We start from the raw sequence: 24,453 nt of genomic DNA, 5'->3' as shown, positions 1-24,453 counted from the left end.
CGAACCCAGGGGGTCCGCCGCCGCTCTATCCACCGGGCGCGCCGGCCCCGCCGCCAGCCCCTCCACGAAAGCGAGACCCATGTTCGGGCGTCGAAAGATCGAGTACAAGACCAACGAGCAGCTGCGCACCATGGCCCGCGCCGGCGTCGTGACGTCCCGGGCGCTGGACGCCGCCGTGGCCGCCGCCGCCGCGGGGGTCTCCACCGCGGAGCTCGACGCCGCCTTCCGCGCGGTGCTCGAGGAGCACGGGGCGACGTCCAACTTCCTGGGCTACCACGGGTTCCCGGCGACCATCTGCGCCTCGCCCAACGACGTCGTCGTGCACGGGATCCCGGGCGACTACACGCTCACGGAGGGCGACATCATCTCGATCGACGGCGGGGCGATCGTGGACGGGTGGCACGGCGACTCGGCCCGCACCGCGCTGATCGGGCCGGTCTCCGCTGCCGACCGGGAGCTGTCCGAGATGACCCGGGCGGCCATGTGGCACGGGATCGCCGCGGCGGCCACCGCCCAGCGGGTGGGGGAGATCGGCGAGGCGGTCGAGGCCTTCGTGCGGAGGGAGTCGGGGGAGACCTACGGGATCGTCGAGGACTACGTGGGGCACGGCATCGGGCGCGAGATGCACATGGCCCCGGACGTGCCCAACTACAGCACGCGTGAGGGAGGTCCCAGGCTGAAGGCGGGGATGGCCCTAGCGATCGAGCCCATGCTTGTGACAGGATCGATCGAGACCGTCGTCCTGGACGACGACTGGACCGTCAAGACCGTGGACGGCTCCCGCGCCAGCCAGTGGGAGCACTCGGTGGCCTTCCACCGGGACGGCATCTGGGTCCTGACCGCCGAGGACGGCGGCGCCGAGGAGCTCGGCAAGCTCGGGGTGAGGGTGTCTCCCATCCCCGAGTGACCACTCACCACACACACCGTCGCCAGCGCGCAAAGGAACAGCAGCCGTGTCCGAAAGCACCGTCACCCCCGTGGAGATCACCTCCCGGCCCGAGCCGGGCAAGATCATCCTCAAGGCCCCGCGCCGGGGGAAGCCGCCGAAGCACATCGCCGACTTCGACCTGGCCGGCCGCAAGGAGTTCCTGCGCGAGCTGGGCCACCAGCCGTTCCGGGCGACCCAGCTGTCGAAGCACTACTTCGACCACCTCATCACCGACCCCAAGCAGATGACCGACCTGCCGGCGGCCTCGCGGGAGCAGATGGTCGCGGACGCGATGCCGACGCTGCTGACCACCGTGCGGACGCTCGAGGCCGACGGCGGCGCGACCCTGAAGTCGGTGCACCGCCTGTTCGACGGCGCCCTGGTGGAGTCCGTCATCATGCGCTACTCCAACCGCGTCACGATGTGCATCTCCTCCCAGGCCGGCTGCGGCATGAACTGCCCGTTCTGCGCCACCGGGCAGGCGGGCCTCACCCGCAACCTCTCCACGGCCGAGATCGTGGAGCAGGTGGTCGCCGGCGCCCGCCTGCTCAAGCAGATGCAGGGCCTGGAGGCCGCCGAGGACGGCGCCGAGGCCACCCGCCCGCTGCGGGTGTCCAACATCGTGTTCATGGGCATGGGGGAGGCGCTGGCCAACTACAAGGCCTCCCTGGGCGCGGTGCACCGCCTCATCGACTCCTCGCCCGAGGGGCTCGGCATCTCGGCGCGCGGCATCACGATGTCGACGGTCGGCCTGGAGCCCGCGATCCGGAAGTTCACCCGGGAGAAGCTGCCGGTGACGCTCGCGCTGTCCCTGCACGCGCCGGACGACGAGCTGCGCGACGAGCTCATCCCGATCAACAACCGCTGGAAGGTCGACGAGACCCTCGACGCGGCCTACGCCTACTACCGGGAGACCGGCCGCCGCGTCTCGATCGAGTACGCGCTGATCCGCGACATCAACGACCAGGGCTGGCGCGCCGACCTGCTGGGCAAGAAGCTCGCGCAGCGGGGGAGGGGCTGGGTGCACGTGAACCCGATCCCGTTGAACCCGACGCCGGGGTCCAAGTGGACGGCGTCGCGCCCCGGGGTCGAGCAGAACTTCGTGGAGCGTCTCCGGGCGCACGGGATCCCGACCACGGTCCGGGACACCCGCGGCTCCGACATCGACGGCGCCTGCGGGCAGCTCGCCGCGGCGTCGTAGGCCCCGGGAGCGGCCGGGCCTCGCGAGGCCTTCCGGGCTTAGGGTAGCCGGGCCCGGGAGGCCTTCCGGGCCCCGGACCCGACGGGGCCCAGCGGCGTCGCGAGAGCCTGCGCGGCCGCCGTGGTCCCCGCGGCAGAGGCGGCGCGACGGCGCGTGAGCGAGCGAGATCACAGCCTCCACCCCGGGGTGGTGGGTTAACTTTCCCCGCCCGATCGCGTACACTCATCTGTTGGTTGTCTCTGCCGTGAACCCGGCGCGCCCGCGCGCGGGGCCTCGGCGGAAGAGGAATCATACACCTGACCCGCCGCGCACCCGCGGCGGGCACCGACGTTAGCGGAGGATATGGCCAAGAAAGACGGCGTAATCGAGATCGAAGGCTCTGTGGTGGAAGCCCTGCCCAACGCGATGTTCCGCGTTGAGCTGGACAACGGCCACAAGGTCCTTGCGCACATCTCCGGGAAGATGCGTCAGCACTACATCCGGATCCTCCCCGAGGACCGCGTCGTGGTGGAGCTCTCCCCGTACGATCTCTCGCGAGGCCGCATCGTCTACCGCTACAAGTAGGACTCGTCCCTCGCCCATCGGGGTGGGGGATGGAAGGCACCGCCGCGCACCTGCGGGTGGTGCCTGTCTGCGTGTGGGACTCTTCGACGATCGTCCGCGATCCGCTGGGAGAATCCCGCGAACAACAGCAACAGTTGCAACAACGCAAAGGAATGCGATGAAGGTCAAGCCGAGCGTTAAGCCGATCTGCGATAGCTGCAAAGTGATCCGTCGTCACGGTGTGGTTATGGTGATCTGCTCGAACCCGCGCCACAAGCAGCGCCAGGGCTAAGCTCCCGGGCCGGCCGGTCACCCCGGCACCTCAGAACAAGGCACCGCACCCGTCACTCTCACAGGGACACCTCCGGATACAGAGGCCGGAGACCGGGGAAACCCGGGCGAGCGATGCCGTAAACCTCTGGATCAACTACAAGGAGAACCGCCACTATGGCTCGTCTCGCAGGAGTGGATCTTCCCCGCGAAAAGCGCGTGGAAATTGCTCTCACGTACATCTACGGCGTGGGTAAGACCCGTGCCACCGCGGCCCTCGAGGCCACCGAGATCAGCGGCGACATCCGCGTGAAGGATCTCTCCGACGCTCAGCTCGTCGCGCTGCGCGACTTCATCGAGGCCAACTTCCGGGTCGAGGGCGACCTCCGCCGCGAGGTGGCCGCCGACATCCGCCGCAAGGTCGAGATCGGCAGCTACCAGGGCATCCGTCACCGCCGCGGCCTGCCCGTCCACGGCCAGCGCACCAAGACCAACGCGCGTTCCCGCAAGGGTCCGAAGCGCACGGTCGCCGGTAAGAAGAAGTAAGCACGCTCAAGCGTAGGAGAATTTTCTAAATGCCCCCAAAGACTCGTGCTGCGGCCGCTCGTAAGCCCCGCCGCAAGGACAAGAAGAACATCACCGCCGGTCAGGCGCACATCAAGTCGACGTTCAACAACACCATCGTCTCCATCACCGATCCCTCGGGCGCCGTGATCTCCTGGTCCTCCGCCGGTGAGATGGGCTTCAAGGGCTCCCGCAAGTCCACGCCCTACGCCGCCCAGATGGCCGCCGAGTCGGCCGCCAAGCGCGCGCAGGAGCACGGCGTGCGCAAGGTGGACGTCTTCGTCAAGGGCCCGGGCTCGGGGCGCGAGACCGCGATCCGCTCGCTGCAGGCAACCGGCCTGGAGGTGGGCTCCATCCAGGACGTCACCCCCAGCGCGCACAACGGCTGCCGGCCGCCCAAGCGCCGCCGCGTCTGATCCTGAGATCGCCGTCCGCCGGGCGAGCGGGTCGCTCCTGGAGCAGCTCGCCCGCCTGCGGTCCTGCGGTGAACTCCGCGGGCCCTCCCGGCGCGGCCGTCCGCCGCGCCTCCCATCCCTTGTTTTCCCCCACCTGTGTTGCGTCATATAGCGGATGCTCGCTGAAAGGAAACATCAGTGCTCATTGCACAGCGCCCCACTCTCAGTGAAGAAGTCGTAGCGGAAGACCGTTCGCGCTTCACGATTTCGCCCCTCGAACCCGGGTTCGGCTACACGCTGGGCAACTCCCTGCGTCGCACCCTCCTCTCCTCCATCCCCGGCGCAGCCGTGACCAGCATCCGCATCGACGGCGTGCTGCACGAGTTCTCGACCGTGGACGGGGTCAAGGAGGACGTCACCGAGATCGTGCTCAACGTCAAGAAGCTCTCGGTCTCCTCGGAGAACGACGAGCCGGTCATCGCCTACCTGCGCAAGCAGGGCCCGGGCGAGGTCACCGCAGCCGACATCGAGGTGCCCGCCGGGGTGGAGATCCACAATCCGGATCTGCACATCGCCACGCTCAACTCCAAGGGCAGCTTCAACGCGGAGCTGACCGTGGAGCGTGGCCGCGGCTACGTCTCCGCCTCCCAGAACAAGGCGGGCGTCGGCGAGTCGGAGATCGGCCGCATCCCGGTCGACTCCATCTACTCGCCGGTGCTGAAGGTGACCTTCCGCGTCGCCGCGACCCGTGTCGAGCAGCGCACTGACTTCGACAGCCTCGTGCTGGACGTCGAGACCAAGGAGGCGATCGCCCCGCGCGACGCCGTGGCCTCCGCGGGCAGCACCCTGGTGGAGCTCTTCGGCCTGGCCCGTGAGCTCAACACCGAGGCCGAGGGCATCGAGGTCGGCCCGTCGCCGGCCGATGAGTCGATGGCCGCCGACATGGCGCTGCCCATCGAGGACCTCGACATGTCGGTCCGCTCCTACAACTGCCTCAAGCGCGAGGGCATCCACACCGTGGGTGAGCTCGTGACGCGCTCCGAGGCCGACCTGATGGACATCCGCAACTTCGGTGCGAAGTCCATCGACGAGGTCAAGGACAAGCTGGCTGAACTGGGGATGTCGCTCAAGGATTCGCCCGCAGGATTCGATCTGGCCGCCCGGGTCGCCGAGGAAGAGGATCCCGAGGAGGACTCCTACTAAGCCTCGGACCGGCCCAGCCGTCCACAGTTCACGAACAAACTTGGTCTTCGGTGCATCTATGATCGGCGCGGAAGACCGTCACTAACGGAGATAATCTACTATGCCTACTCCCACCAAGGGGCCCCGCCTCGGAGGCAGCCCGTCGCACCAGCGGCTCATGCTGGCCAACCTGTCGCAGCAGCTCTTCGAGCACAAGCGCATCACCACCACGGTGACCAAGGCCAAGCGCATGCGTCCCGTGGCCGAGCGCCTGATCACCTTCGCCAAGCGAGGTGACCTGGCCGCCCGTCGTCGCGTGATGCGCCAGCTGACCGACAAGTCGGTCGTCCACGAGCTGTTCACCGCGATCGCGCCGGCCATGGCCGACCGCCCGGGCGGCTACACCCGCATCACCAAGATCGGCGCCCGCGCCGGCGACAACGCCCCCATGGCCGTCATCGAGCTCGTCATGGAGCCCGTCGCCAGCCAGTCGGTCGTCAACGAGGCCACCTCGGCCGCCGCTGCCGCCGCCCCGGAGGCGCCCGTCGTCGAGGAGCCCGCCGTCGAGGCGGAGGCCGCTCCGGCCCCCGTCGCCGAGGGTGAGCTGCCCGCCGGCGCCCACGGCCCGCTCGAGGGCGGTGAGGCCCCCGAGGGCTTCTCCGTCAAGGGCAACAGCAACTCGATGAAGTACCACGTGCCCGGTTCGCGCTGGTACAACTCGACCACCGCCGAGATCTGGTTCGACTCCGCGGACTCCGCCATCGCCGCCGGCTACGCGCCGGCCGGTGGCGAGGCCGCGCAGAAGGTCTCCGAGTAGTCCGCGCGCCGCGCCGTGCGCGGCACGCGGCGCAGGGCCCCGTCGACCCCCAGGGTCGGCGGGGCCCTTCCCGTATCCGCTTCCCGCCGGGGTGCCAGCCCCGGCCGCGTGCCCCTCGCGGGCCGCGCGACCCGTCCCCGGTCGTGCGTCCCCTTGCGGGGCGCGTGACCCGTCCCCGGTCGTGCGTCCCCTTGCGGGGCGCGTGACCCGTCCCCGGTCGTGCGTCCCCTTGCGGGGCGCGTGACCCGTCCCCCTCGAGGAGCAGCCGCCATGCCCGACGCCGCCCACCCGCCCGAGCATCCCCTGGGGGCCGAGGCCGCGACGTCGGCCGGCACCGTGCGGGTCCGGATGGACCTCGCCTACGACGGGTCCTGCTTCTCCGGGTGGGCCAAGCAGCCGGGCCTGGTCACCGTGGAGGGCTGCCTCGAGGAGGCGATCGAGCTCGTGCTGCGGGAGCCCGTGCGGCTCACCGTCGCGGGACGGACCGACGCCGGGGTCCACGCCGGGCACCAGGTGCTCCACCTGGACGTCCCCGCGCCGCGCTGGGAGGCCCTGCCGGGGCGGTCGGGGGACGCGCCGGGGGAGGCCCTGGCCCGCAAGGCCAACGGCGCGCTGAATCGCGTCCTGGGGGCCGTGGGGCGCCCGCCGCGGCCCGGGGCGCGGCCCGCGGAGATCGGCGCCGTGGAGATCTCCTCCGCGCGCGAGGTGCCCGCCTCCTTCGACGCGAGGTTCTCAGCGCTGAGCAGGACGTACCTGTACCGGATCGCGGACGGCCCCCGGCGTCGGAGGCCCCTGAACCGCGCCTCCTCGTGGGCGCTGCGGGACGCGCTCGAGGTCGAGGCGCTGAACCGCGCGGCCGAGCCGCTGCTCGGCCTGCACGACTTCCTGTCCTTCTGCAAGCCCCGGCTCGGCGCGACGACGGTCAGGGAGCTGCAGGAGCTGAGCTTCGCCCGCGGCGAGGGCGGCCTGATCGAGGCCACGGTCCGGGCGGACGCGTTCTGCCACAACATGGTCCGGGCGCTGATCGGCGCGTGCGTCGGGGTCGCGGAGGGGAAGCGGGACGCCGGGTGGATCGCCGGGCGCATCGAGAGTCCGGTCCGGGACTCCAGCATCCGGCTCGCGCCGCCGGAGGGCCTCATGCTCCAGCGGATCGACTACCCGGAGTCCCCGGCGGACTGGGCCGGGCGGGCCGAGGCGACGCGCGCCCGCCGGGCCTGACGCCGCCCGAGGCCGCAGACCCGGGCCTGACGCCGCCCGGGCCGCGCCCCGGGGGCGGAGGTGGCGGGTCTCTCTCCATCGGCCGCGCCGCGGCTGTGGATTAAGCGCAGAAGGTTCGGTATAGTCTTTAGCTGTTGTGCGTGTCCCACCTCGGTTCCTGCGCGCTATCGATCGGCCCAGTTGCAGGGCGTGACGATGATGGCGCGGCGAGTCTTCGGGACTGGAACGGCTGCGTCTGGCCCTCACCCAGACCCCTTCGAGCGCACCCCACACGGCGTGGAGCCCAGCTCGCGCCACCGAAGAGATTCCGAGACGAAGGCAAATACAAGTGCGTACGTACACCCCGAAGCCCGGCGATATCCAGCGCCAGTGGCACGTCATTGACGCCACCGACGTTGTCCTGGGTCGTCTTGCCAGCCAGACCGCAACGCTGCTGCGCGGAAAGCACAAGCCGACCTTTGCCCCCAACGTCGACGGCGGCGATTTCGTCGTGATCATCAACGCCGAGAAGGTCGCCCTCACCGGCTCCAAGCTCGAGCAGAAGAAGGCCTACCGCCACACCGGCTACCCGGGTGGTCTGCGGTCGGTGAACTACACCGAGCTGCTGGAGAAGAACCCCACGCGCGCGGTGGAGAAGGCCGTCAAGGGCATGTTGCCCAAGACCAAGCTGGCCGCCGAGCAGATCAAGCACCTCAAGGTCTACACCGGCGCCGAGCACCCGCACGCGGCTCAGCAGCCCAAGACCTACGAATTCACCCAGATCGCCCAGTAATCGGGCCTGCGAAGACAACTACAGGAGAAATCGTGGCTCAGACTACTGAAGACCAGATCAACGTGGAGGGCGAGGAGCTGACCAGCTACACCTCGGAGTCCTCCGAGACCGTGGCGGCCGTCGCCGCCGAGCGTCCCGCCCTGACCGTCGGCGGCGCAGCCGTCGGCCGCCGCAAGCAGGCCGTGGCCCGTGTCCGCGTCGTCCCCGGCTCCGGCCAGTGGATCGTCAACGGCCGCGCGCTCGACGTCTACTTCCCCAACAAGCTGCACCAGCAGGAGGTCAACGACCCCTTCAAGCTGCTGGAGCTCGAGGGCTCCTACGACGTGATCGCCCGCATCCACGGCGGCGGCCCCTCCGGCCAGGCCGGTGCGCTGCGCCTGGGCGTGGCCCGCGCGCTGAACGAGATCGACCTCGAGAACAACCGCCCGGCGCTGAAGAAGGCCGGCTTCCTGACTCGTGACGCCCGCGTCATCGAGCGCAAGAAGGCGGGTCTCAAGAAGGCCCGCAAGGCCTCGCAGTTCTCCAAGCGCTGATCGACCGATTACCGCTCGCGGACGGCCCGTCTCCCCGTGGTGGGGAGGCGGGCCGTCGTCGTTCCCGGGCGGTCGCGGCGCCGGTGCGCGAGGATCCCGGGGCGTGCCGCCGGCATTGTACTCCCCGGTACGGCGCCGTGGGGCCTCGAGGGTGACGAATCGTACTTATGGGTACGATCTGCCGTAAAACTAGCGGCAATATATATCGTGCGGCGTATAATGCATTGCGATGTCTAGATTATTTGGAACCGACGGCGTTCGCGCGTGCGCGAACAGCGACTCGATGGGAGCCTTGTCCTCCCTCAAACTGGCGCAGGCCGCGGCGGTCGTGCTCGGCTTCGACCAGGCGGGGGCGGGAGAGCGCCCCAAGGCGGTCATCGCCCACGACTCGCGGATCAGCGGCGAGTTCATCGGCGCGGCGATCTCGGCGGGCCTGGCCTCCTCGGGCGTCGACGTCTACGACGCCGGGATGCTCCCCACGCCGGCCGCCGCCTACCTGGTCGCGGACCTGGACGCCGACTTCGGCGTCATGATCTCCGCCTCGCACAACCCCTTCCAGGACAACGGGATCAAGTTCCTCGCCCGGGGCGGCAAGAAGCTCCCCGACGCCGTCGAGGACCGGATCGAGGCCGTGTACACCGCCCAGGACTTTCTGAGGCCCCGCGGCGCCGACCTCGGCCGGATCTCCCGGTTCGCGGACGCCGAGGATCGCTACGTGACCCACCTGATCTCGACGCTGCCGGCCCGCTCGGCGCTCGAGGGCCTGACCATCGTCCTCGACTGCGCCCACGGCGCGGCCTCGGGGTGCTCCCCGGACGCGTTCCGCATGGCCGGGGCCCGGGTCCACGTCATGGCCGCGGACCCCAACGGCACCAACATCAACGACGGCGTCGGCTCCACCCACCTCGAGGGCCTGCAGGCCAAGGTCCGGGAGGTCGGCGCCGACCTCGGCATCGCCCACGACGGCGACGCGGACCGCTGCCTGGCGGTGGACGAGCGCGGGCAGGTCGTGGACGGGGACACGATCATGTCCATCCTCGCCGTGGCCCGCAAGGAGGCCGGCAAGCTGAAGGACGACACCCTGGTCGCGACCGTGATGACCAACCTCGGCATGGAGAAGTACCTCGAGACCGAGGGGATCCGCATGGTCCGCACCAAGGTGGGCGACCGCTACGTGCTCGAGGCCATGAAGGCCCACGGCTACAACCTGGGCGGCGAGCAGTCCGGCCACGTCATCATGAGCGACTACGCGACCACCGGCGACGGCATCCTCACCGGCATGCACCTGGCCGCCGAGGTCAACCGCACGGGCCTGTCCCTCTCCACGCTGGCCACGCGCTTTGACCGCGTGCCGCAGACCATGATCAACGTCTCCAACGTGGACAAGTACGGCGTGGACACCAACACCGCCGTCCAGAGCGAGATCGCCTCCGTCCGCTCCGAGCTGGGGGAGGACGGCCGCGTGCTGCTGCGCTCCTCCGGGACCGAGGCGCTCGTGCGCGTGATGGTCGAGGGGCCCACGGAGAGCATCGTGCAGTCCCACGCCCAGCGGCTGGCCGACGTCGTCGCGCACGAGCTGAGGCTCGAGGCCCCGGTGGCCTGACGCCCCCGGGCAAGCTCCCGCGAGCGCGACGAAGGCCCCGCACCACGAGCCGTGGTGCGGGGCCTTCGCATGGGTTCCCTCGGGGCTCAGCGCTCCTCTCGGGCGCCGGGGCCGGGCGAGCCGTCCCGCGCGACGAGGGCGTCGCGGATCTCGGTCAGCAGCGCCACCTGGGGGTCGCCCTCCTCCTCGGACTGCAGCCCGAGGCGGCGCCGGCGTCGCTCGTTGAGCTTGTTGATCGGCAGCACGATGCAGAAGTAGATCGCGGCGGCGACGATCAGGAAGTTGACCACCGCGGTGAGCAGCACGCCCACCCGTACCGGGCCGAACACGAGGAACGAGTCGAACGAGGGGGCGCCAACAGCCCACGAGACGGCCGGCATGATGACCGACTCGACCAGGGCGTTGACCACCGTGTTGAAGGCGCCGCCGAGGATCACGGCGACCGCGAGTTCGAGCACGTTGCCCCGGGTGATGAAGTCTCTGAATCCTTGAAGCATGCGGAACATCCTATGCCACGGGGAGGGGACGGATCATGCGGCCCGCGCCGTGAGACGGGCCACCCGCGAGCAAGGGACCCGCGAACGGGCCACCCGCGAACGGACCATCCGCGAGCGGGGGACCCGCACGTCGCGCCCGGGGATGTCACTATCCAGCACGGTGGAGGCTGGTTCCTCGCACGGGAGAGACGCGCACCTCCGGGCGGGGCGCGCGGACCCGTCGCTCAGGCGGCGTAGTCGGGAGCCGCCGGCGCCCCCAGGAACTCCTCGTAGCTGGCCGCGCCCGACGCCGCGTAGGCCCGGGCCGTCTCCGCGCCCACGTAGCGCAGGTGCCACGGCTCGTACCAGTAGCCGGTGGTCTCGTGCTCCCACCAGGGGTAGCGGACGATGAAGCCGTGCTCCGCGGCGTGCTCGGCGACCCAGTCCGCGGCGTCGGTCTCGGCGAAGCAGACCTGGAGGTCGCAGCCGCCCCGCTGGCCGATGTCCGCGGCCAGGCCCGTCTGGTGCTCCGAGTGCCCCGGGCGCGCGGAGGCGTTGTCCGCGCTCTCCTGCCCCTGCGCGGCGACCCACGAGCCGTACGTGCGCTCCTGCTCCGCGTAGGAGCGGTACCCGCTGATCAGCGTGAAGTCGACGCCGTCCGCACCGGCGGCCGCGATCATGCCCTCGGCGGCGCCCGCGGCCTCGGCGCGCAGCTGGACCCCCGCGACGTCGACGAGGTCATGCGGTGCCCAGTCGAGGGGGTCCAGCGGGCGGGCCTTGTTGACCAGGACGGACGGGGACGCGGGGTCCTCGACCGCGGGATCGTCCAGCGCGGGGGCGGAGGCGTCCGGGCGGGGCGAGCCGGCGTCGTCGCCCGGGGCGGTCTCGCCGGACGGGGACGGGGTGGCGGACCGGGGCGGCTCGGCGGGCTGGGCGGACTCCCCGGGGGCGGGTGACGACGCCGTCGCCCCTCCGGGTGCCTGCTCCGGCGACCCGGTCCCGGCGCAGCCGGTCAGGACGGCGCAGAGGGCCAGGCCGAGGCACGCGAGCCGGAGCGGTCGTCGAGTCGTCATCAAGGTGTCCTTATCGGGGGAGGGGCTCGATCCGTGACCGGTGCCGGCCGGCGGGCTCAGGTCTTGCGGAGCAGCACGCGGCGGATGGTGTGGTCCCCGCCCTTGGAGAGGATCAGCTGGGCCCGGCCGCGGGTCGGGCGCACGTTGTGGACGAGGTTGGGCTCGTTGATGCGCTTCCAGATGCCGCGGGCGGTCTCCCGGGCCTCGGCGTCGGACAGGCTCGCGTAGCGCTTGAAGTACGAGCGCGGGTCGGAGAAGGCGCCGCCGCGCAGGGAGAGGAAGCGGTCGATGTACCACTTCTCGATGTCGGTGGTCCGAGCGTCGACGTAGACCGAGAAGTCGAAGAAGTCGCTGAGCGCCAGGGCCGCCTTGTCGTCGGGCCGCAGCTGGGCGGGCGCCAGGACGTTGAGCCCCTCGACGATCAGCACGTCGGGGCGGGTCACCACGACCTGCTCGTCGGGCAGGATGTCGTAGGTGATGTGGGAGTACTTCGGGGCGGTGACCACCGGCGCCCCGGACTTGATCTCCGAGACGAAGCGCAGCAGGGCCCGGCGGTCGTAGGACTCGGGGAAGCCCTTGCGCTGCATCAGCCCGCGCGCCTCGAGCTCGGCGTTCGGGTAGAGGAAGCCGTCGGTGGTGACGAGCTGGACGTTGGGGGTGGTCGGCCAGCGGCTCATGAGCGCCCGCAGCAGGCGCGCCGTCGTGGACTTGCCGGCCGCGACGGAGCCGGCGACGCCGATCACGAAGGGCGTGCGCTGGTGCTCCTTACCCAGGAACTCGTTGGTGGCCTGGTTCAGGGAGCCCGCGGCGTTGACGTAGAGGTTCAGGAGGCGCGAGAGCGGGAGATAGACCTGACGGACCTCCTCGACGTCGAGGGTCTCGCCCAGGCCGCGCAGACGCTCGACCTCCTCGGGGGAGAGGGGGACGTCGATCTCGTCCGAGAGCCTGGACCAGGTCTCCCGGTCGAGGGGCACGAACGGCGTCGTGCGGGGCAGCGCGAGTGCTTCAGTCATCGGAATCAGTGTAGGCCCGCCGCGCGACGCTGACCGAATTCCGCGACGCGACCCGCGGCGGTGAAAAATGCGTGTCGGGATTCCACTATTCGGGATAACCTGTGATCAGACCGTGATTCTCGAGGGCGCAGTGGCCACGCGGAAGGCGGTCGGCGTATCAACTCGCATCGTGGTTGGGGTGGGCAGCGGCGAGACCCGTCGCAGGTCCTGGACAGGGCGGCTCCGGCTCATTCTCGATGTCACGACCCAGGGAGCCTACCTTGAGCACCACCACCTCCGTTCCCACCGAGGAGAGAAAGAAGGGCGGGGCCCGCGTCGCAGTGCAGCGCTTCGGCACCTTCCTCTCCTCGATGATCATGCCGAACATCGGCGCCTTCATCGCGTGGGGCGCCATCACGGCACTGTTCGTCTACCCGGACGGCCCGTTCGCGAACGAGCAGATCAACACGCTCGTCGGCTCGACCGTCACCTATCTCCTGCCGATCCTCATCGCCTACACCGGCGGCCGGCTGATCCACGGCGTCCGCGGCGGCGTCGTCGGCTCCGTCGCCGTCATGGGCGTCATCCTGGGCACCAGCTCGCCCGTGTTCATCGGCGAGGACGGCGTGGGGGCGCCCATGTTCCTCGGCGCGATGATCATGGGCCCGATCGGCGGCTGGTGCATGAAGCGCCTCGACGCCCTCTGGGCCGGCCGGATCAAGCCCGGCTTCGAGATGCTCGTCGACAACTTCTCCGCCGGCATCCTCGCCGCCATCCTGGCGGTGGGGTCGATGTTCCTGCTGACCCCGGTCATGAACTTCCTGACCCACATCGCCGGCGAGGCGGTCAACTTCCTCATCAACAACGGGCTGCTGCCGCTGACCTCGATCCTCATCGAGCCGGCCAAGGTGCTGTTCCTGAACAACGCCATCAACCACGGCATCATCACCCCGCTGGCCACCGAGCAGTCGCTCGAGCAGGGCAAGTCGATCCTCTTCCTCCTCGAGGCCAACCCCGGCCCCGGCTTCGGCATCCTGCTCGCCTACATGTTCTTCGGCCGCGGCATCGCCCGGGCCACCGCACCGGGTGCTGCGATCATCCAGTTCTTCGGCGGCATCCACGAGATCTACTTCCCGTACGTGCTGATGAAGCCGATCCTGATCCTCGCGGCCATCGCGGGCGGCATGTCCGGGATCTTCGTCGAGCTGCTGTTCGACGTCGGCCTGCGCTCGCCGGCCGCCCCGGGCTCGATCATCATGATCTACCTGTCCACCGCGACCGACTCCTACCTCGGCGTGACGCTCGGCGTGCTCGCCGCGACGGCGGTCTCCTTCATCGTGGCGGCCCTGCTCCTGCGGTTCTCGAAGCAGTCCGAGGACGACCTCGCCAAGGCCACCGCCCAGATGGAGGGCATGAAGGGCAAGAAGTCCTCGGTCTCCGGGTTCCTGACCGGCGCCGGCCAGACCGGCGGCGAGCAGATCTCCAAGATCGTCTTCGCCTGCGACGCCGGCATGGGCTCCTCCGCGATGGGCGCCTCGGTGCTGCGCAACAAGATCAAGAAGGCCGGCTACGGCGAGCAGGTCAGCGTCGTCAACTCGGCGATCAACAACCTGACGGACGAGTTCGACCTGGTGGTGGTCCACGAGGACCTCTACGACCGGGCGAAGGGCCCGACGCCGTCGGCTGCCCACGTCACGGTGGACAACTTCATGGGCTCGCCGCGCTACGACGAGATCGTGGAGACCATCCGCCGCCAGCGCGAGGGCGGGGACGCCGAGGCGGCCGACGCCGCACCGGCCGCCGCTGCCGCCGGGACGCCCGCCGCGGCCTCCGCCGACGAGGAGGAGCGCGCCGGCTCGACCGACGAGATCCTCACCGCCGACTCGATCGTCCTGGGCGGCCGGGCCACGAGCCGCGACGCGGCCATCGACGAGGCCGGCGGCCTGCTGATCGGCACCGGCAAGGTCGAGGACGCCTACCTGGCCGCGATGCACGAGCGCGAGTCCTCGGTCTCGACGTTCATGGGCAACGGCCTGGCGATCCCGCACGGGACCAACGAGGCCAAGTCGGCCATCCACTCCTCGGCCGTCTCCTTCGTCCGCTACGACGAGGAGATCGACTGGAACGGCAAGCCCGTCCGGTTCGTGATCGGCATCGCCGGCGCGGGCGGGGAGCATCTGGAACTGCTGCAGAAGATCGCCAAGGTCTTCTCCGACAAGGAGGCGGTGGCCCGGCTGGAAGAGGCCGGCTCCGCCGAGGAGGTCCTCGGGATCTTCGGGAAGGTGAACGCATGAAGAAGGCCCTCCACTTCGGGGCGGGGAACATCGGCCGCGGCTTCGTGGGGGTCCTCCTCCACGAGGCCGGGTACGAGCTCGTCTTCGCCGACGTCGCCGCGCCCCTGATCGACGCGCTCAACGAGCAGGACTCCTACACGGTCCACGAGGTCGGCGCCGCGCCGCGCGACATCCGGGTCACCGGGTTCAGCGGCGTCAACTCGGCGAGCGACCCCGAGGGGCTGCGCCGACAGATCGTCGAGGCCGACGTCGTCACCACCGCGGTGGGGCCGACCGTCCTGAAGATCATCGCCCCGGCCATCGCCGAGGGCCTGCGGGCCCGCGCCGAGGCCGGGACCCTGGGCAAGGTCGCGGTGATGGCGTGCGAGAACGCGATCAACGCGACCGACGGCCTCGCGGCCGCGATCCGCGAGGCCTACCCCGAGGCCGACGACGTCGCGATCTTCGCCAACACGGCGGTCGACCGGATCGTGCCCCAGCAGGAGCAGGGCGCCGGCCTGGACGTCACGGTGGAGACCTACTACGAGTGGGCGGTGGAGTCGACGCCGTTCGGCGACGATGTCCCGGACGTCCCCGGCATCACGTGGGTCGAGGACCTCGCGCCCTACATCACCCGCAAGCTGTACACGGTCAACACCGGCCACGCGGCGACCGCCTACTTCGGGCGCCTCGCGGGGCTGCACAAGATCTCGGACGCGCTCGCCGATCCCGGCGTGCGCGCCCGGGTCGAGACGGTCCTGGCCGAGACCAAGCAGCTGCTGGTCGAGAAGTTCGGCTTCGCCCCGGAGACCCAGCAGGAGTACATCGAGAAGATCCTGACCCGGTTCGCCAACCCGCACCTGCCGGACACGGTCGAGCGGGTCGGGCGGGCGCCGCTGCGCAAGATCTCGGCGGGGGAGCGCTTCGTCGGCCCCGCGGCCGAGCTCGCCGAGCACGGCCACCGGCCCGAGGCGCTGGTGGCCGCGGTCGGGGCCGCGCTCGCCTTCGACGCCGAGGGCGACCCGGAGGCGGAGGAGCTGCGCCGGCTGCTGGAGGAGTCCGCGGGGGACCGCGGGGAGCTCGTGGAGCGGCTGACCGGCGTCGGACCCCAGCACCCGCTGCACGAGCAGCTGGCCGAGGTCTTCGCCGCCGCCTGATCCGCCGGGGCGCGCCTCGCGTCCCGGTGCGGTGCTCCGCTTCGTCCCAGCCCCGCGCGGCGCCTCGCCGTTCTTCGAACCCGCGTCGCCGGCCCGTCACATTCGGGCCGGCGACGCGGCGTTCCGGCACGCTGGCGGGGTGCGTGCGAACATCACATACTCGCGAGTCCACTATGACGCGGGAGGGGCCTCGCCGTGGGCTAAGCTGGGGCGCATGTGTGGAATCGTTGGATACGTAGGACAGCCCGGTGCCGTCGACCGTGATTACTATGCCCTCGACGTGGTCCTCGAGGGCCTGCGCCGCCTCGAGTACCGCGGGTACGACTCCGCGGGCGTCGCGGTGGTCTCGGAGGGCGCGGTGGACCACCGCAAGAAGGCCGGCAAGGTGGCGGCGCTCGACGCCGAGCTGGCGGCCAGCCCGCTGCCGAACTCGATCCTGGGGATCGGGCACACCCGCTGGGCCACCCACGGCGGCCCGACCGACCCGAACGCTCACCCGCACGTCGTCGACAACGGCCGCATGGCCGTGGTCCACAACGGCATCATCGAGAACTTCTCCGAGCTGCGGAACGAGCTGGCCGGCAAGGGCTACAACTTCGTCTCGGACACCGACACCGAGGTCGCCGCCACGCTGCTGGCCGACTACTACAACAAGGACGCCGCCCGGGACCTCACCGCGGCCATGCGCCTGACCTGCCGGCGGCTCGAGGGCGCCTTCACCCTGCTGGCCGTCCACGCGGACCACGAGGACCGCATCGTCGCGGCCCGCCGCAACTCCCCGCTGGTCATCGGCCTGGGCGAGCACGAGAACTTCCTCGGCTCGGACGTCTCCGGCTTCATCGACTACACCAAGCAGGCCGTGGAGATGGGCAACGACCAGATCGTGACCATCACCGCCGAGGACTACGAGATCACCGACTTCGAGGGCAACCGCGCGGAGGGCAAGCCCTTCGAGGTCAAGTGGGACGCCGCCGCGGCCGAGAAGGGCGGGTTCTCCTCCTTCATGGACAAGGAGATCCACGACCAGCCCGCCGCCGTGCGCGACACCCTCCTGGGCCGCCTCGACGAGCGCGGCCGCCTGAGCCTGGACGAGCTGCACATCGACGAGGCCGTGCTGCGCTCGGTCGACAAGATCGTCGTCATCGCCTGCGGCACCGCCGCCTACGCCGGCCAGGTCGCCCGCTACGCGATCGAGCACTGGTGCCGGATCCCCACCGAGGTCGAGCTCGCCCACGAGTTCCGCTACCGGGACCCCATCGTGAACGAGAAGACCCTCGTCGTCGCGCTCTCCCAGTCCGGGGAGACCATGGACACGCTCATGGCCATCCGGCACGCCCGGGAGCAGGGCGCCAAGGTCGTGGCGATCTGCAACACCAACGGCTCCTCGATCCCGCGCGAGTCCGACGCCTCGCTGTACACCCACGCCGGCCCCGAGATCGCCGTCGCCTCGACCAAGGCGTTCCTGGCCCAGATCACCGCGGCCTACCTCCTGGGCCTCTACCTCGCCCAGCTGCGCGGGAACATGTACGCCGACGAGATCGTCGACGTCGTGGACGAGCTGCAGAAGATGCCGGAGAAGATCCAGGAGGTCATCGACGCCGAGGAGCAGGTCAAGAAGCTCGGCACGGACATGGTCGACTCCTCCTCGGTGCTGTTCCTCGGCCGCCACGTGGGCTTCCCCGTGGCCCTGGAGGGCGCGCTGAAGCTCAAGGAGATCGCCTACATCCACGCCGAGGGCTTCGCCGCCGGCGAGCTCAAGCACGGCCCGATCGCGCTGATCGAGGAGGGCCAGCCGGTCTTCGTGGTCGTCCCCTCCCCGCGCGGGCGGGACTCGCTGCACTCCAAGGTCGTCTCCAACATCCAGGAGATCCGGGCCCGCGGCGCCATCACCATCGTGATCGCCGAGGAGGGCGACGAGTCCGTCTCGGACTACGCCAACCACGTCATCACCGTGCCGCAGGCGCCGACGCTGCTCCAGCCGCTGCTGGCCACCGTGCCGCTCCAGGTCTTCGCCTGCGCCCTGGCCGGGGCCAAGGGGTACGACGTCGACCAGCCGCGCAACCTGGCCAAGTCGGTGACCGTCGAGTAGTACGGCCCCCGCACCACCGCAACGCCCGTCGCCTCCCGCGGCGGGCGTTGCGCGTTCACGGGGGCGGCGCGCGCGGCGCGTCGCCCCGCCCCTGCGGCCGTCCCGGTCGTAGGCTGACGGCACACCGACCAGCCGGTCCTCCGGCCGAGCGAGGGGAGCACCCGCACCGTGATCATGGGAACCGGAGTCGACGTCGTCGACATCGCCCGCTTCGAGTCCATCCTGGAGCGCACCCCCCGGCTGAGGTCGCGGCTGTTCACCGAGGACGAGCAGGAGCTTCCCGTCTACTCCCTCGCGGGCCGCTTCGCGGTGCGCGAGGCCGTGGCCAAGGCCCTGCACGCCCCGCCGGGCATGATCTGGCACCACTGCCTGATCGAGAAGAACCGCTACGGCGCGCCCCAGCTCGTGGTCACCGGGACCGTCCGGGAGACCGCCGACCGGCTCGGCATCAACCGCTGGCACGTCAGCATCACCCACGACGGCGGGACCGCGGTCGCGACCGCGATCGCCGAGCGCCTCGGCGAGGACGAGCTCGCCGCGGCCCAGGCCCTGGAGGAGGCGGCATGGTCCTGAACGCGTACACGGCCCGGCAGATCCGGGACGCGGAGAAGCCCCACCTCGACGCCGGGGAGCCGCTCATGGACGTCGCGGCGCGCGGCCTCGCCGAGGCGGCCGTCCGCCTGCTGAGGGAGCGGGCCGGCGGCGTCGGGGGCGCCGACGTCGTCCTGCTGGTCGGCTCCGGGAACAACGGGGGCGACGCCCTCCACGCGGGTGCCGCGCTGAGCTCCCGGGGCGCGCGGGTCACCGCCGTCCTGACTGCCCCGAGGCACCACTCCGAGGGGATGGCGGCCCTGCGCGGGGCGGGCGGCGCGGTGCTGGACCTCGCGGAGGACGGCGAGGCGGCCTGCCTCGAGGCCGCCGCGGCGGCCGACCTCCTCGTGGACGGCATCCTGGGCACCGGCGGCTCGGGCGGGCTGCGGGAGCCGGCGGCCGGGCTGGTGCGCGGGCTGCTCGCGGGCCGGGACGACGCCCGCCGGACGCCGGCGGTCATCGCCTGCGACGTCCCCTCCGGCCTGGACGCGACCACCGGCCGGCTCTCGGGCCCCGTGCTGCCCGCGGACCTGACGGTGACCTTCGCCGCCCCCACCACGGGCCTCGTCGCGCCCGCCTCGGCGAGCGCGGTCGGCCGGATCGAGACGGTGCCGATCGGCATCGAGGACGACCTCCCCGAACCGTCCGCCTTGGTCCTGGAGGACGCGGACCTGCCCGGCGTCTGGCCCGCCCCCGGGGAGGGCGACCACAAGTACACCCGCGGGGTCGTGGGCACCGTCGCGGGCAGCGACGCCTTCCCCGGTGCGGGCCTGATGTGCGTCCGGGCCGCGATCAACGCGGGCGCCGGGATGGTCCGGTACACCGGCGGGGCCGCCCTGGCCGGGCTGATGGCGCTGGAGTGCCCCGAGGCGGTCCGCAGCGAGCACGTGGGAGCGGACCGCGTGCAGGCGTGGGCCGTGGGCTCGGGCGCCACGGGCGGGGCGGCCGAGCGGGAGATCCGGGCCGCGCTGGACTCGGGCCTGCCGGTCGTGGCCGACGCCGCCGCGATCCAGATCCTCGCCGGGGCGGCCGGGGAGGGCGAGCGGGCCCGTGCCTCGGTGGTGATGACCCCGCACGCCGGAGAGCTCGCCTCGGCCCTGGAGTGGGCGGTGCGGCTGAGCCCGGCGGCGGGGAACGGCTGCGCGCCGCCGCCCTGGAGGCCGGCCTGGCCGAGGAGGACCTGCCGGAGGACGGCTTCCCCGACCGCTCCGGGATCGAGGCGGCGCCGCTGCCGTGGGCCCGCGCGGCCCGCGAGGTGCTCGGCGGCACGCTGCTGCTCAAGGGCGGGACCACCGTGGTGGCGGGCCCCGGCGTCGTGCTCGCGCACACCGGGGGCAGCCCGTGGCTGGCCACGGCCGGCTCGGGGACACGCTCACGGGCATGCTGGGCGCGGCCGTGGCCTGTCATCAGGCGCGGGTCGAGCACGGCGTCGCGCCGGACGACGACGCCGCGTGGGCCCGGGTCGCGGCCGGGGCGCTGCTGCTGCAGCGCGCGATCAGCACCGCGGAGCCCGGGCCCCTCCCGCCCACGCTCGCCGCCTCCCGCATCCCGGGGCAGCTCGGGCGGCTGCTCGGACGCTGAGCCGAGGGTCGCTGCGCGGACACTGAGCCGAGGGCCGCTGCTCGGACACTGAGCCGAGGGTCAGACGGCGCTGCGCACCGCGAGCCCCGCCCGGTCCAGGACGAACTCCGTGACCGGGTCGTAGAGGTGCGGCAGGACGTTGTCGTCCATGGGCACCGCGGTCAGGAGCTGCCCCTGGGCCTCGGCGACGAACAGGCCGGGGTCGTTGCAGTCGGCGATGCCGAGGGTCGGCAGGCCCGCGCTCGCTGCGGCCCCGGCCCAGCCGTGGTCGGCGACCACGAAGTCCACCGGCGTCCCCGCCTCCCGGAGCTGCCGCAGCACCAGCCGCATCGGCTCCGGGTAGTGGGTGTGGGCGAGGGAGCCGTACCGCTGGTACATCACGACGTCGTTGATCTGCCGGAGGTCGCCGCCGTCGAAGTGGATGCCCTCCTCGATGCCGATCACGCGCGCCCCGCCGCGCCGGGCGGCGTCGGCGAGGTGCTGGTAGACCGGGAACAGGCCCGCCGGGTGCCCCGTGGCGAAGAGGATCCCCGCGCCCCGCCGGACGGCGTCGCCGAAGTGGCGGGCGTAGCGGGTTAGCGCGGCGACGCAGCGCTCGGCGCTGATGGTGTCTTGGCCGTGCGTGTGCCGGGGGTCGGGGTCCAGGCCCGCGCGGTCCACCATGAGGTCGAAGACCTCCTGCCGGGTCCACTCCCGGGTCAGCTCGACGCCGAACTCGAGGTGCTCGTCCCCGGCCAGGAACTTCTCGATGTGGGCCAGGTTGTCCTGGCGCGGGGTGCCGACCTCGCCGGTGATGCGGGCCTCGTCCAGGTAGGCCGCGAAGGCCTCCTCGTCGTGGATGTCCGTGGTGCTCATCGTCTCCTCATTCGTGGGTCGTGGGGGTCGTCGGGGTCGTGGCGTTCGTCGGGGTTCCCGGCCGCGAGATCATCGGCCCTCGAGCAGGCCGGCGTAGACCGCGAGGGTCCGACGCGCGGCGTCGTCCCAGGTCAGGCCGTGGGCGTGGGCGATCGCCGCGGCGCTGAGCCGCTCCCGCCGGCCGGGGTCCGCGGCGACGGCTGCCAGCGCGCGCGCCCAGGCTTCCGGCTCCCGGTGCTCCACCAGGATCCCGGAGCGCCCCTCGTCCAGCGCGGCGCGCAGCCCGCTGACGTCGGATCCCAGGACCACGGCGCCGCAGGCCTGGGCCTCCAGCGCGACCAGTCCGAAGGTCTCGGAGGAGGAGGGGCAGGCGACGGCGTCGGCGTCCCGGAAGGCGGCGGCCAGGTCGGCGCTCGTGGTCGCGGGGTAGAAGCGCACGACGTCGTCGACCTCCAGCGAGCGGGCCAGCTCCCGGAGCTCCGCGAGGTAGCCGGCGCCGGCGCTGCCGCGGACCTCCAGCTCGATCCCCGGGACCTCGGGGCGGGCGAGGGCGACGGCGCGCAGCAGGATCTCCGGGCCCTTGAGCGGCTGGGGGCGGCCGGCGAAGAGGACGCGGAAGCGGCCGTCCGCGGGGCGGCGCGGGCCGGGGCGGAACACCGAGGCGTCGACGCCGGGCGGGACCACCCGGGTGCGCTCGGGACGGGCCCCGTAGAGGCGGACCATCTGCTCGGCCTCGGCCTCGGTGTTCACGATCAGGGCGGCCGAGGCCGCGATGACCTCGCGCTCGCCTCGGACGCGGGCCTCGGGCTCCGGCCGCTCCCGGGGACCGGCTCCCAGGTTCTTGACCAGGGCGCTGGTGTGCAGCACGGAGACGAGCGGGACCCGGCCTCCCCGCGCGGCGAGGTAGGCCTCGGCCGCGCGGCCGGAGAGCCAGTAGTGGGCGTGGACGACGTCGGGAGGGGGCAGCCGCCGGGCGTGGCCCGCGCACGCGCGGCCGAAGGCCTCCGTGAGGTCCGCCATGGCCTCCTTGCCGGCCCCCTCGGCCTCGGGCAGGTACAGCTCGTGCACGCGGTAGCCGGGGGAGACCTCGACCGTGCGGTGCGCGGCCCGCGCTGCATCGGAGCCCTCGGGGGCGGAGGTCAGGAGGGTGAAGGCCTCGACGCCGACGCCGGCGCGGGCCAGGGCGCGGGAGAGCTGGCCGATGTAGACGTTCATGCCTCCGGCGTCGCCGTGGCCCGGCTGGGCGAGGGGAGAGGTGTGCATGCTGATCACGTGGACGACCCGGCCGCGTCCTGACTCCGAGGAACTCACCCCACGAGTCTACGCGAGCCGCCGCCGGCGCCCGCCGCTGATGAGAGAATGGGCCCATGACCACCCCCGAACATCCCCAGGCCGTCCGCGTCCCGGCGTCCCCGGGCCCGGCGTCTCCCGGCCCGGCGCCCCTCGGCCCGCCGTGCGAGCGCGCCGCGGTCATCGACCTGGACGCCCTGGCCCACAACGTCCGGCGCCTGCGCGCGCTCGTGGCGCCGTCCCTGCTGATCGCCGTGGTCAAGGCGGACGCCTACGGGCACGGGGCCGAGGCGGTGGCCCGCACCGCGCTGGCCGCGGGCGCCGACATGCTCGGGGTCGCGCACGTGCGCGAGGCGCTGCGGCTGCGCGAGCGGGGCGTCGGCGGGAGGCTGCTGGCCTGGCTGCACACCGCCTCGACCGACTTCCCGGCGGCGCTGGCGCACGACGTCGAGCTCGGCGTCTCCGGCTGGGAGCTGGAGCCGATCGCCGAGGCGGCGGAGCGGTCCGGCCGCACCGCCCGCCTGCACCTGAAGATCGACACGGGCCTGGGCCGCAACGGCGCGACCGCCCGGCAGTGGCCGGACCTGGTGGCCCGCGCCCGGGCGCTCGAGGAGCGGGGCTGGTCCGGGTCACCGGCGTCTTCACCCACCTCGCCGTGGCCGACGAGCCCGAGCGCCCCGAGACGCGCGAGCAGCTGGCCCGGTTCGACGACGCCGTCGCCCGCGCCCGCGCCGCCGGCCTCCGCCCGGAGCTGCTCCACGTCGCGAACTCCCCGGCCACGCTGGCCCCGCTGCTGACCCGGGACGCCGGGGACCGGGACCCCGGCGGCCGAGGCGCCCACGCGGCCCCCGCCGGAGCTCCCGGTGACGGCGCCCGGGTCCTCACCGCCGGAGCCCCCGGTGACGGCGGCCGGGTCGCCCCCGCCGGGGCCGCCCCCGCGGACGGCGTCGAGCGCCCGTACTACGACGCCGTCCGGGTCGGCCTAGCCCTCTACGGCCTCTCGCCCTTCGAGGGGACGAGCGCCGCGGACCTCGGCCTGCGGCCGGTCATGACGCTGCGCACGGTGGTCGACGCCGTCAAGGAGGTCCCGGCGGGCCAGGGGGTCTCCTACGGCCTCGCCTACCGCACGGAGCGCCCCACGACCCTGGCCCTGATCCCGCTGGGGTACGCCGACGGCGTCCCGCGGGTCGGCACCGGCGGGCCCGTGCGGATCCACCCGGCGGGGGCGCCGGCGGGCACGTACCCCGTGGTCGGGCGGATCGCGATGGACCAGCTCGTCGTCGACCTCGGCCGGCCGGGCCTGAGCGACCCCGCCCTGGGCTACCTCCACGCGCCCGCGGTCCTGTTCGGCGGCGGCGAGGAGCCCTCCGCCGACGAGTGGGCCCGCGCGGCCGGAACCATCAACTACGAGATCGTCACCCGCATCTCCGCACGCGTGGACCGCGTGACGGTGGGCGGGTCGGCGCGGAAGGACGAGTCGATCGATGACTGCTGAGGCACGGGGCACCGCGGTGCTGGAGCTGCACGGGACCGAGGCCACCCAGCGCGTGGCCCACGTGCTCGCGGGGAGCCTGAGGGCCGGGGACCTCCTGATCCTGACCGGGGAGCTCGGGGCCGGGAAGACCACCTTCACCCGGGCCCTCGGCGCCGGGCTGGGGATCTCCGGGAGCGTGATCTCGCCGACGTTCGTGCTCTCCCGGGTGCATCGCAACGACCCGGAGGGCGCCCGCCCCGGCGGCCCCTCCCTGGTGCACGTGGACGCCTACCGCCTCGGGAGCGCCGAGGAGGTCGACGACCTGGACCTCGAGTACTCGATGGACGGCGCCGTGACCGTGGTCGAGTGGGGCAGGGGCCTCGTGGAGCACCTCGCCGAGTCCCGGGTCGAGGTGGAGTTGGAGCGCGCCGTGGGCACCGGCGCCCCGACGGTCGAGGGCTCGGAGGAGGACTCCGACCCGCGGATCCTGCGCATGAGCTTCCACGGCCCCCGGTGGCGCGAGGAGCTGACCGGCCCGCTCACGCTGAAGCTGCTCGAGGCGGCGCGGCATTAGAC

The 24,453-nt window shown here is 72.1% G+C and carries 23 protein-coding genes and 1 pseudogene; 19 read left to right on the top strand and 5 right to left on the bottom strand.

Annotated elements, in window-relative coordinates; genetic code table 11:
- Positions 1–79 precede the first annotated feature (79 nt).
- The 12 genes from map to glmM all read left to right on the top strand — a co-directional run bounded on the left by map (position 80) and on the right by glmM (position 10,026).
- Positions 80–907 (top strand): type I methionyl aminopeptidase, encoded by an 828-nt coding sequence (map, locus tag NBM05_RS02405; protein ID WP_254164861.1) that lies wholly within the window; start codon positions 80–82, stop codon positions 905–907.
- Between the two features lie 46 nt (positions 908–953).
- Positions 954–2,129, top strand: coding sequence for a dual-specificity RNA methyltransferase RlmN (gene rlmN, locus NBM05_RS02400; RefSeq protein ID WP_254164860.1), 1,176 nt, complete (start codon positions 954–956; stop codon positions 2,127–2,129).
- A gap of 342 nt (positions 2,130–2,471) precedes the next feature.
- Positions 2,472–2,693 carry a translation initiation factor IF-1 gene (gene infA / locus NBM05_RS02395; RefSeq protein WP_005505018.1) on the top strand — a complete coding sequence of 74 codons (222 nt, stop codon included), beginning with the start codon at positions 2,472–2,474 and terminating at the stop codon, positions 2,691–2,693.
- Positions 2,694–2,850: 157 nt separating this feature from the next.
- Positions 2,851–2,964, top strand: a complete 114-nt coding sequence (gene rpmJ / locus NBM05_RS02390; protein WP_129656416.1) for a 50S ribosomal protein L36 — start codon at positions 2,851–2,853, stop codon at positions 2,962–2,964.
- A gap of 155 nt (positions 2,965–3,119) precedes the next feature.
- Positions 3,120–3,488 (top strand): 30S ribosomal protein S13, encoded by a 369-nt coding sequence (gene rpsM / locus NBM05_RS02385; protein WP_254164859.1) that lies wholly within the window; start codon positions 3,120–3,122, stop codon positions 3,486–3,488.
- Between the two features lie 29 nt (positions 3,489–3,517).
- Positions 3,518–3,922, top strand: a complete 405-nt coding sequence (rpsK, locus tag NBM05_RS02380; RefSeq protein ID WP_254164858.1) for a 30S ribosomal protein S11 — start codon at positions 3,518–3,520, stop codon at positions 3,920–3,922.
- 177 nt (positions 3,923–4,099) lie between these two features.
- The gene (locus NBM05_RS02375; protein ID WP_254164857.1) at positions 4,100–5,104 is read left to right on the top strand and encodes a DNA-directed RNA polymerase subunit alpha; all 1,005 of its coding nucleotides are present in this window, start codon (positions 4,100–4,102) and stop codon (positions 5,102–5,104) included.
- 100 nt (positions 5,105–5,204) lie between these two features.
- Positions 5,205–5,900 carry a 50S ribosomal protein L17, sunset domain variant gene (rplQ, locus tag NBM05_RS02370; protein ID WP_254164856.1) on the top strand — a complete coding sequence of 232 codons (696 nt, stop codon included), beginning with the start codon at positions 5,205–5,207 and terminating at the stop codon, positions 5,898–5,900.
- Between the two features lie 270 nt (positions 5,901–6,170).
- Complete coding sequence (locus tag NBM05_RS02365) at positions 6,171–7,118, top strand: tRNA pseudouridine synthase A (RefSeq protein ID WP_254164854.1); 948 nt, start codon at positions 6,171–6,173, stop codon at positions 7,116–7,118.
- 328 nt (positions 7,119–7,446) lie between these two features.
- Complete coding sequence (gene rplM, locus NBM05_RS02360) at positions 7,447–7,890, top strand: 50S ribosomal protein L13 (RefSeq protein WP_254164852.1); 444 nt, start codon at positions 7,447–7,449, stop codon at positions 7,888–7,890.
- Between the two features lie 32 nt (positions 7,891–7,922).
- A complete protein-coding gene (gene rpsI / locus NBM05_RS02355) occupies positions 7,923–8,423 on the top strand; it encodes a 30S ribosomal protein S9 (protein ID WP_254164850.1) in 501 nt (166 codons plus the stop codon).
- A 229-nt stretch (positions 8,424–8,652) separates the two neighbouring features.
- Complete coding sequence (gene glmM / locus NBM05_RS02350) at positions 8,653–10,026, top strand: phosphoglucosamine mutase (protein ID WP_254164849.1); 1,374 nt, start codon at positions 8,653–8,655, stop codon at positions 10,024–10,026.
- Between the two features lie 86 nt (positions 10,027–10,112).
- Here glmM and mscL read toward each other — a convergent pair whose 3' ends face one another.
- From mscL to coaA, 3 genes are all read right to left on the bottom strand, one after another.
- Positions 10,113–10,523 carry a large conductance mechanosensitive channel protein MscL gene (gene mscL, locus NBM05_RS02345; protein WP_254164848.1) on the bottom strand — a complete coding sequence of 137 codons (411 nt, stop codon included), beginning with the start codon at positions 10,521–10,523 and terminating at the stop codon, positions 10,113–10,115.
- 224 nt (positions 10,524–10,747) lie between these two features.
- Complete coding sequence (locus NBM05_RS02340) at positions 10,748–11,575, bottom strand: M15 family metallopeptidase (protein WP_254164847.1); 828 nt, start codon at positions 11,573–11,575, stop codon at positions 10,748–10,750.
- A 56-nt stretch (positions 11,576–11,631) separates the two neighbouring features.
- Positions 11,632–12,588: a type I pantothenate kinase gene (coaA, locus tag NBM05_RS02335; protein ID WP_254164846.1), complete on the bottom strand. Its 957-nt coding sequence runs from the start codon at positions 12,586–12,588 to the stop codon at positions 11,632–11,634.
- 236 nt (positions 12,589–12,824) lie between these two features.
- On the opposite strand from coaA, the gene NBM05_RS02330 reads away from it, so the two are divergent.
- The 5 genes from NBM05_RS02330 to NBM05_RS02310 all read left to right on the top strand — a co-directional run bounded on the left by NBM05_RS02330 (position 12,825) and on the right by NBM05_RS02310 (position 20,284).
- A complete protein-coding gene (locus NBM05_RS02330; RefSeq protein WP_373689264.1) occupies positions 12,825–14,861 on the top strand; it encodes a PTS mannitol transporter subunit IICBA in 2,037 nt (678 codons plus the stop codon).
- Complete coding sequence (locus NBM05_RS02325) at positions 14,858–15,997, top strand: mannitol-1-phosphate 5-dehydrogenase (protein WP_254164845.1); 1,140 nt, start codon at positions 14,858–14,860, stop codon at positions 15,995–15,997. The genes NBM05_RS02330 and NBM05_RS02325 overlap by 4 nt, the downstream gene beginning before the upstream one ends.
- 214 nt (positions 15,998–16,211) lie before the next feature.
- Entirely contained in the window at positions 16,212–18,086 is a 1,875-nt protein-coding gene (gene glmS, locus NBM05_RS02320) for a glutamine--fructose-6-phosphate transaminase (isomerizing) (protein WP_254164844.1), read from the top strand.
- A gap of 168 nt (positions 18,087–18,254) precedes the next feature.
- The gene (locus NBM05_RS02315; protein WP_254164842.1) at positions 18,255–18,659 is read left to right on the top strand and encodes a holo-ACP synthase; all 405 of its coding nucleotides are present in this window, start codon (positions 18,255–18,257) and stop codon (positions 18,657–18,659) included.
- Complete coding sequence (locus NBM05_RS02310) at positions 18,650–20,284, top strand: NAD(P)H-hydrate epimerase (protein WP_254164840.1); 1,635 nt, start codon at positions 18,650–18,652, stop codon at positions 20,282–20,284. The genes NBM05_RS02315 and NBM05_RS02310 overlap by 10 nt, the downstream gene beginning before the upstream one ends.
- A 34-nt stretch (positions 20,285–20,318) precedes the next feature.
- Here NBM05_RS02310 and NBM05_RS02305 read toward each other — a convergent pair whose 3' ends face one another.
- Both NBM05_RS02305 and NBM05_RS02300 read right to left on the bottom strand, forming a co-directional pair.
- The gene (locus tag NBM05_RS02305; RefSeq protein ID WP_254164839.1) at positions 20,319–21,113 is read right to left on the bottom strand and encodes a phosphatase; all 795 of its coding nucleotides are present in this window, start codon (positions 21,111–21,113) and stop codon (positions 20,319–20,321) included.
- Positions 21,114–21,182: 69 nt separating this feature from the next.
- Entirely contained in the window at positions 21,183–22,424 is a 1,242-nt protein-coding gene (locus NBM05_RS02300; RefSeq protein ID WP_254164838.1) for a glycosyltransferase, read from the bottom strand.
- A 56-nt stretch (positions 22,425–22,480) separates the two neighbouring features.
- Here NBM05_RS02300 and NBM05_RS15775 point away from each other — a divergent pair.
- Positions 22,481–23,898 (top strand): annotated as a pseudogene (locus NBM05_RS15775) (alanine racemase).
- Complete coding sequence (tsaE, locus tag NBM05_RS02285; protein WP_254164837.1) at positions 23,888–24,451, top strand: tRNA (adenosine(37)-N6)-threonylcarbamoyltransferase complex ATPase subunit type 1 TsaE; 564 nt, start codon at positions 23,888–23,890, stop codon at positions 24,449–24,451. The pseudogene NBM05_RS15775 and the gene tsaE overlap by 11 nt, the downstream one beginning before the upstream one ends.
- Positions 24,452–24,453: the final 2 nt, after the last annotated feature.

The sequence above is a fragment of the Rothia santali genome (assembly GCF_024199905.1).
In the GTDB taxonomy this organism is placed as follows: Bacteria; Actinomycetota; Actinomycetes; order Actinomycetales; family Micrococcaceae; genus Rothia; species Rothia santali.
This window is presented reverse-complemented; position numbering and strand designations above follow the sequence as displayed.

What these genes read in the sequence shown, in the direction of transcription:
- map (WP_254164861.1), top strand. Translation starts at nt 80, where the DNA reads ATGTTCGGGCGTCGAAAGATCGAGTACAAGACCAACGAGCAGCTGCGC.
- infA (WP_005505018.1), top strand. Translation starts at nt 2,472, where the DNA reads ATGGCCAAGAAAGACGGCGTAATCGAGATCGAAGGCTCTGTGGTGGAA.
- rpmJ (WP_129656416.1), top strand. Translation starts at nt 2,851, where the DNA reads ATGAAGGTCAAGCCGAGCGTTAAGCCGATCTGCGATAGCTGCAAAGTG.
- rpsM (WP_254164859.1), top strand. Translation starts at nt 3,120, where the DNA reads ATGGCTCGTCTCGCAGGAGTGGATCTTCCCCGCGAAAAGCGCGTGGAA.
- rpsK (WP_254164858.1), top strand. Translation starts at nt 3,518, where the DNA reads ATGCCCCCAAAGACTCGTGCTGCGGCCGCTCGTAAGCCCCGCCGCAAG.
- rplQ (WP_254164856.1), top strand. Translation starts at nt 5,205, where the DNA reads ATGCCTACTCCCACCAAGGGGCCCCGCCTCGGAGGCAGCCCGTCGCAC.
- NBM05_RS02365 (WP_254164854.1), top strand. Translation starts at nt 6,171, where the DNA reads ATGCCCGACGCCGCCCACCCGCCCGAGCATCCCCTGGGGGCCGAGGCC.
- glmM (WP_254164849.1), top strand. Translation starts at nt 8,653, where the DNA reads ATGTCTAGATTATTTGGAACCGACGGCGTTCGCGCGTGCGCGAACAGC.
- mscL (WP_254164848.1), bottom strand. Translation starts at nt 10,523, where the DNA reads ATGCTTCAAGGATTCAGAGACTTCATCACCCGGGGCAACGTGCTCGAA.
- NBM05_RS02340 (WP_254164847.1), bottom strand. Translation starts at nt 11,575, where the DNA reads ATGACGACTCGACGACCGCTCCGGCTCGCGTGCCTCGGCCTGGCCCTC.
- coaA (WP_254164846.1), bottom strand. Translation starts at nt 12,588, where the DNA reads ATGACTGAAGCACTCGCGCTGCCCCGCACGACGCCGTTCGTGCCCCTC.
- NBM05_RS02330 (WP_373689264.1), top strand. Translation starts at nt 12,825, where the DNA reads ATGTCACGACCCAGGGAGCCTACCTTGAGCACCACCACCTCCGTTCCC.
- NBM05_RS02325 (WP_254164845.1), top strand. Translation starts at nt 14,858, where the DNA reads ATGAAGAAGGCCCTCCACTTCGGGGCGGGGAACATCGGCCGCGGCTTC.
- glmS (WP_254164844.1), top strand. Translation starts at nt 16,212, where the DNA reads ATGTGTGGAATCGTTGGATACGTAGGACAGCCCGGTGCCGTCGACCGT.
- NBM05_RS02310 (WP_254164840.1), top strand. Translation starts at nt 18,650, where the DNA reads ATGGTCCTGAACGCGTACACGGCCCGGCAGATCCGGGACGCGGAGAAG.
- NBM05_RS02305 (WP_254164839.1), bottom strand. Translation starts at nt 21,113, where the DNA reads ATGAGCACCACGGACATCCACGACGAGGAGGCCTTCGCGGCCTACCTG.
- tsaE (WP_254164837.1), top strand. Translation starts at nt 23,888, where the DNA reads ATGACTGCTGAGGCACGGGGCACCGCGGTGCTGGAGCTGCACGGGACC.